The organism is Pseudomonas sp. NMS19W (assembly GCF_051554255.1).
GTDB classification, from domain to species: domain Bacteria; phylum Pseudomonadota; class Gammaproteobacteria; order Pseudomonadales; family Pseudomonadaceae; genus Aquipseudomonas; species Aquipseudomonas kribbensis.
The window spans coordinates 2,043,293-2,055,445 of sequence record NZ_CP136718.1 but is presented as its reverse complement, the minus strand read 5'-3'; the positions used below and the strand labels follow the sequence as shown (position 1 = coordinate 2,055,445).

The 12,153-nt window shown below is 58.6% G+C and carries 9 protein-coding genes, 1 tRNA gene and 2 pseudogenes; 4 read left to right on the top strand and 8 right to left on the bottom strand.

What is annotated here, in order from left to right; all coding sequences use genetic code 11:
• Positions 1-118 precede the first annotated feature (118 nt).
• Together R1A29_RS09260 and R1A29_RS09255 are read left to right on the top strand one after the other, a co-directional pair.
• Positions 119-409 (top strand): DUF1654 domain-containing protein, encoded by a 291-nt coding sequence (locus R1A29_RS09260; RefSeq protein ID WP_119427440.1) that lies wholly within the window; start codon positions 119-121, stop codon positions 407-409.
• Between the two features lie 4 nt (positions 410-413).
• A pseudogene (locus tag R1A29_RS09255) lies at positions 414-1,104 on the top strand (endonuclease).
• Positions 1,105-1,158: 54 nt separating this feature from the next.
• Here R1A29_RS09255 and R1A29_RS09250 read toward each other — a convergent pair.
• Together R1A29_RS09250 and R1A29_RS09245 are read right to left on the bottom strand one after the other, a co-directional pair.
• Positions 1,159-2,070, bottom strand: a complete 912-nt coding sequence (locus tag R1A29_RS09250; RefSeq protein WP_438301230.1) for a siderophore-interacting protein — start codon at positions 2,068-2,070, stop codon at positions 1,159-1,161.
• Between the two features lie 87 nt (positions 2,071-2,157).
• Positions 2,158-2,525, bottom strand: a pseudogene (locus R1A29_RS09245) (SPOR domain-containing protein).
• Between the two features lie 250 nt (positions 2,526-2,775).
• Between R1A29_RS09245 and csrA the strand changes: the two are divergent.
• Positions 2,776-2,970, top strand: a complete 195-nt coding sequence (gene csrA, locus R1A29_RS09240) for a carbon storage regulator CsrA (RefSeq protein WP_438301229.1) — start codon at positions 2,776-2,778, stop codon at positions 2,968-2,970.
• A gap of 218 nt (positions 2,971-3,188) precedes the next feature.
• Here the strand turns inward: csrA and R1A29_RS09235 are convergent, their stop codons facing one another.
• A complete protein-coding gene (locus R1A29_RS09235; RefSeq protein ID WP_438301228.1) occupies positions 3,189-3,644 on the bottom strand; it encodes a DUF2214 family protein in 456 nt (151 codons plus the stop codon).
• A gap of 935 nt (positions 3,645-4,579) precedes the next feature.
• Positions 4,580-4,656, bottom strand: a tRNA-Val gene (locus R1A29_RS09230).
• 183 nt (positions 4,657-4,839) lie between these two features.
• On the opposite strand from R1A29_RS09230, the gene R1A29_RS09225 reads away from it, so the two are divergent.
• Positions 4,840-6,123, top strand: coding sequence for an NAD(P)/FAD-dependent oxidoreductase (locus R1A29_RS09225; protein ID WP_438301226.1), 1,284 nt, complete (start codon positions 4,840-4,842; stop codon positions 6,121-6,123).
• Between the two features lie 49 nt (positions 6,124-6,172).
• On the opposite strand, the gene R1A29_RS09220 is transcribed toward R1A29_RS09225, so the two are convergent.
• The 4 genes from R1A29_RS09220 to R1A29_RS09205 are packed head-to-tail and all read right to left on the bottom strand — an operon-like array spanning position 6,173 to position 11,748.
• Positions 6,173-7,144, bottom strand: coding sequence for an XdhC family protein (locus R1A29_RS09220; protein ID WP_438301225.1), 972 nt, complete (start codon positions 7,142-7,144; stop codon positions 6,173-6,175).
• Positions 7,145-7,146: 2 nt separating this feature from the next.
• Entirely contained in the window at positions 7,147-8,382 is a 1,236-nt protein-coding gene (locus R1A29_RS09215; RefSeq protein WP_438301224.1) for a c-type cytochrome, read from the bottom strand.
• 2 nt (positions 8,383-8,384) lie between these two features.
• Positions 8,385-8,924 (bottom strand): (2Fe-2S)-binding protein, encoded by a 540-nt coding sequence (locus R1A29_RS09210; RefSeq protein ID WP_039771584.1) that lies wholly within the window; start codon positions 8,922-8,924, stop codon positions 8,385-8,387.
• Positions 8,917-11,748 carry a xanthine dehydrogenase family protein molybdopterin-binding subunit gene (locus R1A29_RS09205; protein ID WP_119427449.1) on the bottom strand — a complete coding sequence of 944 codons (2,832 nt, stop codon included), beginning with the start codon at positions 11,746-11,748 and terminating at the stop codon, positions 8,917-8,919. The genes R1A29_RS09210 and R1A29_RS09205 overlap by 8 nt, the downstream gene beginning before the upstream one ends.
• Between the last annotated feature and the right edge of the window lie 405 nt (positions 11,749-12,153).

Here is a 12,153-nt window from a genome sequence, read left to right as displayed (position 1 = left end):
TGGATGGTGCAATTACCTACCCCCCTGCTTCTTTCCTGCACAAAAAATTCGGATGAGCCACATCAAAACCGGAAAACCGCTGTCAGAGGATTTTCTTGATTTTTAAGCAGTTGCGAAAATGCCTACAGTTAAATACTGTATGCACGTACAGCTTAATAAGGATAACCTCGTGGCCACTTCCTCTGATGCTCCCGATGCTTACGAACGCATGGGCATGCGCGTTCAAAAGATCATCAACTCCCCCACCGCACAAAAAGCCAAAGCCGCTCTGATCTTCCGTCTTCCGGATGAACCGATCGATGAGTGGGAGCGCCTGCTGGAAGAGATCGACGAGAACGACAACGTCACCCTCGCCTATCGAGACGATGGTGGCGTGCAGATTTTCTGGGTTGTACCGAAGGAAGATTGACTCAATGATTGTCCGTTTTTTTGCTTTGCTTTTACTGCTCATTTCCCTGGGTGCCCAGGCTGGCGCACCCCGCACATTCACCGAGGCCAAGAAGGTCGCCTGGAAGCTGTACGCCCCACAATCCACCGAGTTTTATTGCGGGTGCAAATACACGGGAAACAAGGTCGACCTGGCCGCTTGCGGTTATGTGCCGCGTAAAAATGCCAAGCGCGCCGCCCGCATTGAATGGGAACATATTGTTCCGGCCTGGGAATTCGGTCATCAGCGCCAGTGTTGGCAGGAAGGCGGACGCAAGAATTGCACGCGCTATGACCCGAGCTACCAGAAAGCCGAAGCAGACCTGCACAACCTGGTACCGAGCATCGGCGAGGTCAACGGTGATCGCAGCAACTTCAGCTATGGCTGGCTACCGGTCGAAAAGGGTCAATATGGCTCCTGCCTGACGCAGGTCGACTTCAAGGCAAAAAAAGGTCATGCCCCGCCCTTCGATTCGCGGCATGATCGCCCGCACTTACTTCTACATGAGCAAGCAATATGGCTTGCGTCTGTCGAAGCAGGATCGCCAACTGTATGAGGCGTGGGACAAGACATACCCGGTGCAGGACTGGGAACGTCAGCGCAATCAGAGTGTGGCGTGCGTGATGGGGCGCGGCAATGAGTTTGTCGGGCCGGTGAACATGAAGGCCTGCAGCTGATCGACCACATAAAAGAAAAGGCCTCGCGCTTCAAGCTCGAGGCCTTTTTTGTGGTCAGCTGCCGGGCTTGTTGTAACGCCAGTAGCCCATCAGATTGAGTGCTTCTCGCGGGATACCGCGCTCCTTGATCAGGTATCGGCGCAAATTCATGACCGCCGCTGACTCACCGGCAATCCAGCCATAGAAACCATCAGTAGCGGTTTCGGCGATTTCCCAGAGGATCTCCTGATCGATATCGACGTCAGCCAGTTCTACCGCTTGATTGACCGTCGATGCGTCGACAGGTAGCGCAGCCTTTCGCACCGCCTCTACCATCAGCGTACCGGCAACCGCCGCTCCCACCTGCTCTCGAATCAACCACTGTACGGACAGGCCGGGCCAGTCCGGGACTGCGAGTATGTCCTGCGCACTGTCGACCTCGAAGAACGCCTGGGTCCGGGGTGGCTCTACCAGTGCGGCCAGTTCATCGAGTATCCCCATCGCAGCGGGCAAAGCCGTTGAGTCGGCGACTAACAAGAGTTGTTGAAGGGTTTGCGGTGGCTTCCATTCAAAACCACCCGCCTCCTCGGCCGAAAACCGGTTATCGGGCGCCAGAATCTGCATCGACTCACCCGGCCGCGCTCGAAGAGCCCAGCGAGAAGCCGGCCCGGTTTCGCCATGCAGTACAAAGTCGATGTCGACTTCGCCCCGATCGGCACGCAAGTGGCGAATGGTGTAGGTGCGCATCGCCGGGCGTCGATCCGCCAGCATCGAGCGAAAACGAGCGTACCAACCCTCACCCTGAGAGAGCCGGGCTGGCGAACCGTCCGCGGCCGGGAAAAACAGTTTGACGCGCTGATCAGGCGCCCAGGTCGCCATTTCGGCAACAGCCTCGCTGGCGAGGGTAATCCGCATGAGGTGCGGACTCAGTTGATGCTTGTGTCGTAAAACAACGTCGAACAATTTGTAGGGACTGGCGGAGGCCATGCGGAGCTCCTTCTGAGAATCTTCGGTGACTCCTGTAAAAACGAATCACACCGGACACCCTTTAGTCAGCTCCGCTGAAAGGAATGATTACTGTGCTGCGGTACGTTCGATCACCAGCGTCTCGATGTTCTGTTTTTTCGCCTTGATCAGCGCCGCATTCACATCCGCCTGTTTCGCTTCGGCTTCGGCCTTGAATTGAATGGCCCCAGCAGGATCCGGGTCTTTCCGCTGGCACCCTTGATGACATTGGCGATAAACGCGTGCTCGATCAACCAGCCGCTCAGATCACTGACGGCTTGAGGCGTTTCGCCCCGCACTTCCAGATCCCATTGCGGACCTGACACGGTTGCCGGCGCTGCCACCGCTACCGATTTTGACTTTTGAGCGTCCACACTCTTGCCTTCACCACATCCCGCCAATGCCAGTGCTGCGACCAACCAGACCAATTTGCGCACAACGCTTCCCTCTGAATTCTCGAAAGGGGGATCTTAACATTCGCGAATACTTTCAGAGCCCAGCAAAATGGGCACAAAACTACGAGATTGATGATTGCCGCACCTGTATAGTTACGCGCTGGGAATTAATGCCGCATCTGCGCGTCAGAAAGAGGCACCCAAACCGTGAGACTTCGCACTAATCTATACGTACCACCGACCTCTGCACTGTCTGAATCAGGTGCCCTACAAAGCAATCAAGGAGAAGACCATGCTGATACTCACCCGCAAAGTCGGTGAAAGCATAAACATTGGTGATGAAATTACGATCACCATCCTCGGTGTAAGCGGCCAACAGGTTCGCATCGGCATCAACGCTCCAAAGAACGTTGCCGTACACCGTGAAGAGATTTACCAGCGCATTCAGGCTGGCCTGACCGCACCGGCCAAGCCACAAACCCCCTGAGTCCTGTCGCAGTCAGTAGCCAGTCTGTTCACCCTCGCGTTATGACTGGCTAAAGATCCGAGCGCCGTATTGCCATCCCCCCACCACCTCATTGGTGACGGCGCAGGCTATTTTCCCTCCTGCTGCAACTCCCTCCCCTTCCTCGCCACCGATACTAACCATCATTTCAATGGCTGGCTGTCGGACGTTTCCGAATCAAAGCCGAGAATTGCGCCCGCCTAGCCGAACGCCACCCCACGCGCCATCCCGGTGGCCGCTATCACCATCAGAACCAGCAACAACGCCTCAGCATGACTGATTCGTGCAAACATCTTTGCTCGCCCTGTCTCGAGGGGATTTCCCCGCGCCAGGGCAATACGCCATTTGATCAACGTAATCATCGGCGCAAGCTCCAGCAGCAGAATCAGCACAAACAGCGTCATCTTCAAATGGAACAGCGGCTGATGCAGATAGTAATCGGTGCCCTTTTCGTAACCGCCAAAAGCCCGCATGCCACCCGTGACCAGCAGCACCAGAGCGGATACGCCCCATAGATTGTCAGCGAGCAAAACCCGCCGAACCTCGCCCGCCCCGGCCGCCAGGCGGCTGAAAGCCGTTCCGCGCGTCAGCACGGCCCAGAAACCCAGGGCAAATGCCAGCAAGTGAACTGCAGCCAGAAACCAATGAACCAGCATTGATGAACTCCCGTCAGACTGAGATGAAAATCGGCCAGACAGTAGTAGTCGAAAAAATAAGGACTTGCCCGATGCCGATCTGAAAGGCAGCGCTGGTTGAGAAAGGCGACAGGACAAATGCGTGAGGAGGGGTAAATCGCAGGCAAAAAAATCCCAAGCAGCTGATGGAAGCTTGGGATTTAAAAATGCATAAACCGTGGTGGTGAACGCGGGGCGGATATTACTGATTTTCTCAGTGTGTAACAACGTATTTTTGATAACCGGCCAGTTAAAAAAAACCGTAACCCCTTAAATATCCACACTTTTTAAATGGGCGCCAAGGTTTTCGGCGACGAACGGCGGCACGCATTTAACTCAAGAACTTCACGAAAACGAGCTCAGGATCGCCCGGATCCAGATTCTCCACCCTTCCGCTGTGTTGATAACCAAGCCCCTCCAAAAGCCGTCGCATCGGCAAGTTGGACACATTGGTCGAGGTAAAGATCTTTTCTGCTGAGGAGTGGCGCTCCATATAGCTCACGATTTGCCGGCCTGCGCCGGAACGCCTGATTTCACTGGAGATGACCACGAGAGGAATAAACCACTCCCCAAAAAACTTCGATCCAGGCAACCGTAGCCGATAGGAGCACCAGGATCGTTCTTCTCGTAGACAACCCAACACTCCCCCGCCCGGACAGCCCTCGCAATGTATTTTCGGCGGCCGTCATCTCTTCCAGCGACAGGATCAATCTGCAACAGGCTTTCGATATCACCCAGGATGGCTTGTCTGACTTGGCGATTCACGCACGCCCTCGCTCACAGCTAAAGTTCGCCGGAGTGTAGCCGTCATGAACCGAGTTGACACCTCAAGGCCGGGCTTTACAAATCGCAGACAACAAAAAAGGGCCCACCTTTCGGTGAGCCCTTTCAGACCGCCCAGCAGAGCGGATTTTGTTTGGTAGGCGCGATTGGACTCGAACCAACGACCCCCACCATGTCAAGGTGGTGCTCTAACCAACTGAGCTACGTGCCTGCTGTGAGGCGGCATTCTACGGAATTCCGGAGGGGTGTCAACACCTTTTTTCACCTAACCCTATGAATATGCAAAATATTTAATTTCAGCCCTCCGCAAGAAGATTTCCCGGTGGCTGGCGGAGGTTTTTCAACTCGGGTAGGATCGTCGCACTCGTAAAATATATTAAACAGAGGCTGCAGGATGGCGAACACCCTTTACCCAGAGTCTTATTACGCTGCGTCGGCCAACGCCGTACCACCACGCCCTGCCCTGCAGGATGACGTGGAGACGGATGTCTGTGTGATCGGCGCTGGTTATACGGGACTTTCCTCGGCTTTGTTCCTGCTGGAAAACGGCTTTCGTGTGACCGTGCTGGAAGCCGCCAAAGTCGGCTTCGGCGCTTCGGGACGCAATGGCGGGCAAATCGTCAACAGCTACAGCCGTGACATCGACGTGATCGAACGCAGTGTCGGCCCCAAGCAGGCTCAGTTGCTCGGGCAGATGGCGTTCGAGGGCGGCCGGATCATTCGTGAGCGAGTCGCCAAATATGATATCCAGTGCGATTTGAAGGACGGCGGCGTATTCGCGGCCCTGTCGACCAAGCAGATGGGCCACCTGGAATCTCAGAAGCGCCTGTGGGAGCGTTTCGGACACACCCAGCTCGAGCTGCTGGATCAGCCCCGTATCCGCGAAGTGGTAGCCTGCGATCAATACGTCGGCGGCATGCTCGACATGAGCGGCGGCCACATCCACCCGCTTAACCTGGCGCTCGGCGAAGCTGCTGCCGTGGAATCCCTGGGCGGCACTATCTATGAACAGTCGCCGGCCGTGCGCATTGAGCGCGGCGCCAACCCGGTCGTGCATACACCAAAGGGCAAGGTCAGGGCCAAATTCATTATCGTTGCCGGCAATGCCTACCTCGGCAATCTGGTGCCGGAACTGGCGGCCAAATCGATGCCGTGCGGCACTCAGGTCATCACCACCGAACCACTCGGCGATGAGCTAGCGAAATCCCTGCTGCCGCAGGACTACTGCGTCGAAGACTGCAACTACTTGCTCGACTACTACCGCCTCACCGGCGACAAGCGCCTGATCTTCGGCGGCGGCGTAGTTTACGGCGCGCGAGATCCGGCGAACATCGAAGCGATCATCCGCCCGAAAATGCTCAAGGCTTTCCCGCAGCTCAAGGACGTGAAGATCGACTATGCCTGGACCGGCAATTTCCTGCTGACCCTGTCGCGCCTGCCTCAGGTCGGGCGCCTGGGCGACAACATCTATTATTCCCAGGGCTGCAGCGGCCACGGCGTGACCTACACGCACCTGGCCGGCAAGGTGCTGGCCGAGGCACTGCGCGGCCAGGCCGAGCGCTTCGATGCGTTTGCCGACCTGCCGCACTACCCGTTCCCCGGCGGGCAACTGCTGCGCACACCGTTTGCCGCGCTGGGCGCGTGGTATTACGGACTGCGCGACAAGCTCGGTTTCTGACACAAAAAAAGGGCCGCTGAAAAGCGACCCTTTTTACATTCAGCATCAATCACAGCTGATCCCGCGCAATCCCGCTGCGAATCCGCAGGATATCCGCGAGCACGGCCAAAGCGATTTCCGACGGCGTCTTGCTGCCAAGGTTAAGGCCGATCGGCGCATGAATCCGCGCCAGCTCGCCCTCCCCCAGACCGCCAATCCGTCGCAATCGCTCGAAGCGCTTCTGTGATGTCTGCAGCGAACCCATCACGCCGATGTAGAAGGCCTCGGTGCGCACTGCTTCCATCATCGCCAAATCGTCGATGCGCGGATCGTGGGTCAACGCCACCACCGCCGTATCACGGTGACAGCCACCCTCCGCGATGAACACTGACGGCAGTTGCCGGCGAATCTCCACGCCATTGAGCACCACGCCTTCCAGCACTTCATCACGCGGATCGCAGAGAATCACTTCGAAGCCGAGACCGACCGCGAACTCTGCACAGGCCTGAGCCACACTGGAATAGCCGGCCAGCAGCAAACGCTGGGCGGCACCAATGCGAATCCGCACGCGATCGATTTCACGCTCGATCCGCGCACCCTGCTCACGATCCGCAAACAGGCTGCGCGCGCCCGTGGCCAGATCGACCTCGCGAATCAACCGGCGCTGCCCCTGCAATGCCGATTCGAGTTCGCGCAGGTGCGCCTGCACATCGCAACCGGCGTCAAATTTCTCTACCAGCACATCGAGAATGCCGCCACAGGGCAGGCTGACCCGCGAGCGCGGATCGTCACCTTCGCCATAACGCACGACGTTGATTGCATCGAGAAATGCACCTTCGGCGACGCGTTCGAGAAAATCTTCCTCGACACAACCACCGGACAGCGACCCGATCCACTGCCCGTCATCGTTCACCGCCAACAGCGAGCCCGGCGCACGAGGCGCCGAACCGTAGGTGGTCAGCACGGTGCAAAGCCAGATGCGCTGCCCCGCCGTCGACCATTCCAGCGCCCGACGCACAACCTGCAGATCGAGATGCTGCATGATCAGTGCGCCTTGTGCTCGATGGACGGGGCTTCAGCCTGCAGCTTCTGCACGTCGCCCACCGCCAGTTCAGCAGATTGACCGCCCCAACCCTGACGCAGGTAGTTCAGCAGATCGGTCAGTTGTTCGGCACTGAGCTTGTCGGCAAAACCCGGCATCGGCTGCATGTGCTCGAATCCGGCGAATTTCTGCTCGCCGATACCGTCCTCGATCACTCGAACCAGATTGCGCGGATCCTCCAGGCGCAGCGTGGTATTGCCGCGCATGGCCACCGCAATGTGCGGTTTGCCTTCGCCACCGGCCGCGTGACAACCGGCGCAGACGTTCAAGTATTCCTGACGGCCGCGTTGAGCGCTGGCACTGAGTTTTTCCACTGGAACGTCGGTCAGTTCTTTCGCCGCCGGCGGCTTGTCGCCGAGCAGGAAGGTTGCCATCGCTGCCAGATCCGGATCATTCAGGCCCTGGGTGCTGTTGTGGAACACCGGGAACATTTCGTTGAACATCGTGCCCTGGGCACTCATGCCGTGCTTGAGGAACGTGCTCAGGTCCTGTTGATTCCAGCCGCGGGCCGCCAGATCCGTTGCCAGCAGACTTGGTGCCAGGTAGCCGTTGAGGATGCCGCCGGTCAGGCGTTTGTCCAGTTGCATCGCGCCCGGCAAGCCGCGTGGCGTGTGGCATTCGCCGCAGTGACCCAGCACTTCGACCATGTACTGGCCGCGCTTCCAGGCGTCACTTTTGCCTTCGGCCGGCTCCAGCTTCAAGGCTTTGCCGTACATCATGTTCCAGCCAATCAGGCCCGGACGCACGTTGAACGGAAAGCTCAGGCTCGTCACCGGCGCGGCGCGCTCGATCGGCTCGATGGTTTTCAGATACGCGTGAATCGCATCCGAATCCGCACGCGGCATCAGGTGATACGAGGTGTATGGCATCGCCGGGTAAAGATTGGCGCCGTCACGACGCTTGCCCTCGGTGAGCGCAGCGAAGAATTCGTCATCGCTGTACAGGCCGATGCCGTGCTCTTTGCTCGGGGTGATGTTGGTGCCGTAGATCGTGCCGAATGGCGACACGATCGGCAGGCCACCGGCAAACGGCGCGCCGCCCGGCGCTGTGTGGCAAGCCATGCAGTCGGCGGCGCGGGCGAGGTATTCGCCGCGCTTGACCTGATCATCCGCATGAGCCGCCAGAACAGGCACGGCAAACCCGACCGCCAGGGTCAGGTGGGTCAATAAACGCTTCATGCTTAACCCTCCTTGACCAGGCCGAGATCGGTCAGCACGTTGCGGGTGGCGTTGTAGTAACGCACGTACCCGGTGCAACGGCAGATGTGATGGCCGAGGCTGTCCTCGATGACTTGTTCCAGTTTGCTTTTGACGATCGGCTGGCGTTGCAGCTTTTCCACCAGTACGGTCGCGGCGTTGACGAAGCCCGGTGCGCAGTAGCTGCACTGGAAGGCAAACTCGTCGACGAAACGCTGCTGGATCGGGTTCAGCTCGGTGACCTGACCTTGCTCGTCGCGTTTGGCGTGGCCTTCGATGGTGCGGACTTTCTTGCCCTCGAAGTAATGCGCGCCGGTGATGCAGGTGCGCACTTCTTCGCTGGTGCCGTCCGGGTTGTCGACGATCACCACACAGGCGTGGCAGATGCCCTGGCCGCAGCCCAGACGCGAGCCAGTGAGGTTCTTGTATTCGTGCAGATAATCGATCATCGGCAGGTCATCAGGGATGTCCACCGGGCCGACGGATTGACCGTTGAGGGTCAGTTGAAGCGGACGGTTAGCCATTGAGGGCCTCCTTGATGCGCGCAGCAGTGATTGGAAGATCGCGGACACGTTTGCCAATGGCGTGGGCCACGGCGTTACCGATGGCGCCAACCACCGGGATCATCACCACTTCGGCGATGCCTTTGGACGGGTCGCTTGGCGACAGCGGCGGCAGGATTTCCGACGTCTGCTTCCACACCGCCACATGGCGCGCCATCGGCAGGCGATAACGGTTGAAGTTCCAGTCACCCTCCCCCGGCCCGCCTTCGTACAGCGGCATTTCTTCCATCAAGGCGTGACCGATGCCCATGGCGATCCCGCCTTCGAGCTGGCCACGAACCAGTTCTTCGACCAGCACCCGACCACATTCCAGCCACGAGTGATGGTTGAGCACTTCGACTTCTGCCGAACCTTTGTTGACCTTCAACTCGACCAGCGTCGCTACCGGGCTGTAGTAGGTCACAGCAGCGTTGTTCAGTTGAACCACCGGATAGGCGATGTTCTGCCGATCCAGCAGGTGGAAACCGTCGCTGGTCATCTGCGCTTTTTTGGCTTTAGGAGCGCCGTCACCGTATTTCACGGCCAGACCATCAAGCGGCAGACGCTCACGCACGCCGTCGATGCTGTATTCGGCTTCCGCCCAGCTCCAGCGGTTGAAACCGTGAACCGTGGCAGCCGTGACCAGACCGCGCTCGTGAGCACGCTTGGCCAGCTCTTCGAAACTCAGCGGCTGCATGCCGTTGGCAGTCAGTTTGCCGTCGACCCAATGCGCATCTTCGCGACGCACGACGTAAGGGTTGGCCTGGCCACCGTATGGGCCCTGACGCCAGATCTCCAGCGCTGCCGGCCACAGACCATGATTGAACAGCACGCGCGCCGCTTCACGGGTGGCGTGGCTGAAATAGTAGGCGGAGTTGGTCGCGGACGAGGCCGACGCCAGCTTGCCAACCCAGCGCGGGTTGCGCAGGAAGTTGTCCTGCTCGGCCTGGCTCATGATGTAAGGGTTGCCGGCGGTGACCAGCTGCATTTCCTTCCATTCGGTTTCGCCGGTCTTCACGTCGTGCGCCGGACTGCCGAGGAAATCGGCGACCACCAGGGCTTGCGAAGTGGACATGCCAGTGCCGATCTCGATGCCGATGTGACGCAGGGAAATGCGCCCTTCAGCGGTGAATTCGATGCTGGCCATCGGCGCTTCGGAACCGGTGCCAAAGTCCTTCTGGCAAATGGCGAAACCGACGCCGTACCAGTTGTCCGGGTCCGCCGCTTCACGCTGCTTCTTGATCGCGTCGCGGTTTTTCCAGACTTCGTGCAGCGAAGCCTTGTCGAGAATCTCGTGCAGGCGCAGTGCACCGGCCGGGATCGCGCCCTGGGTGTTTTTCATCCCCGAACGCAGCGCATTTTTGCGGCGCAGATCGATGGCGTCGACACCGAGGCGGTCGGCAATTTCGTCGACCATCATTTCGGTGGAAGCCATGCTTTGCAGCGTGCCGTAGCCACGCATCGAACCCGCCTCAACCCCACGGGAGTGGTAAGCGGTAACCTGCAAGTCGTTCTGCGGCATGTAGTAGATCGATTGAGCCGCCGTTGCGCCAACCGCAGCCACCGACGGGCTGTAGTTGATCCGACCGCCGCCATCGACGCTCATTTCGGCGCGGAAAATCTTGAAGCTGTGATCGGTCTTGTCCACCGCCAGCTGGTAGCGGATGTCGAACGGGTGGCGCTTGATGCCGCTCTGGAACTGCTCGTAACGGTCGTTGGCCAGGCGAATCGGTACACCTGCGCCGTACAACGCTGCCAGGGCCGCGTAGTAGACGAAAATGTTGTGGTCTTTGGAGCCGTAACCGACGGTGTAACCCGGGTGCATGTTCAGGTTGGCCAGGCCGAAGCGCGACGGCGAGATCATCTTCGCGGTCTCGGTTGCAGCCTCCAGCGGGCACTGGGTGGCGACGACGAAATGCAGGGTCTTGGTGGCCGGGTCGTACCAGCCATTGCCGTTGTCCGGCTCCATCGCGGCCGGTTCGATCGACGGGGTCTTGTAACGCTCGTCGAACACCAGCCAGTTGTCCGGCGGGGTGTCGATCTCTTTCTTCATGCGGTCGGCGTAGAACAGGCCGCGCTCGGTCAGGTTGCCATGCAGGTTCGGCTGGGAATTCCACACCGGGCGACGATTCTTCAGCATCGGGAACAGGATCGAGTCCTTGAGGCTGGCGAACTCGTCTTCGTCCGCCGACGTCGGACCACCGACGCGCACGTAGCGGAAACTGCCATAGGGGTCGCCTTCGTAGAACGGCACTTTTGCACCGTAACGAATCGCTTTGTCATTGAATTTGAGTTTGTTCTTGGCCTGACGGAAACGCTCGAAATCGTTCCAGATCAGGATAGCCACCGGGTGACCGATGAACATCGGCACCTTGCCTTCCGGCAGCAATGGATCCGGCGCGTGCTCTTCCGGGAACACGATGCCGTCCTTGTCCAGGTCGGCCGCGGTGACGATGCGATCAGGCTGCAAATCGGCGCCGAGCCACGACAGGTCATAGCCGTCGTAGATGCGGTCGGCCTTGATGGTTTTCAGCAACATGGCATGGCCTTGCTGCTGGGGCCAGCCCGGCATGTCCTTGGAACGGATGTCGCGGGCAAACACTTTGCTGCCGCAGACCTTGGACAAGGCATCGTTACGCTGGCGCGCCTTGCCGTTATTGCCGAGCCACTGCTCGGACGGCACGGTTACGCTGTTTTCCATCAAGGCAGCCAGCGCCTGACTGCTGAGCGGCGTGAGCGTAACGCTCACACCCGCCACCAGCCCGCCCTGAAGGAACGAGCGCCGGGATATTTCACGGTTGGACATGGATCATCCTCTGGGCGGTTATGGATCCGCCCTTCTGGTTATCTACTGGGAATCTCGAGTCTTGCAGAAGCCCTTTTTGGCTAAACAAAGGGCGTGATGACAGTGCAAAGCTGACCGAAAGGTTAACTTTAAAGGTTTCTGCGCTCGCAGCAAACAACCAGTTACAAAAATCTGACTAAAGAATCAAAAATCAATGTGGCAATGCATCGCAGCGACCCGATGACGCAGAGGATATTGCCGCGCGGACTGCTTGCATTCGTCGCGAGGCAACAGAGGAGGAATTTGGGGAAAGGTCAAATTTCAGACACAAAAAACCCCGGTCTTTCGACCAGGGTCTTTGCTATCGATTCCGAAACAACCAACGGTTGCTTTCGGTGTTTCAAGGCGTTCAGTGGTCCTTGAAAC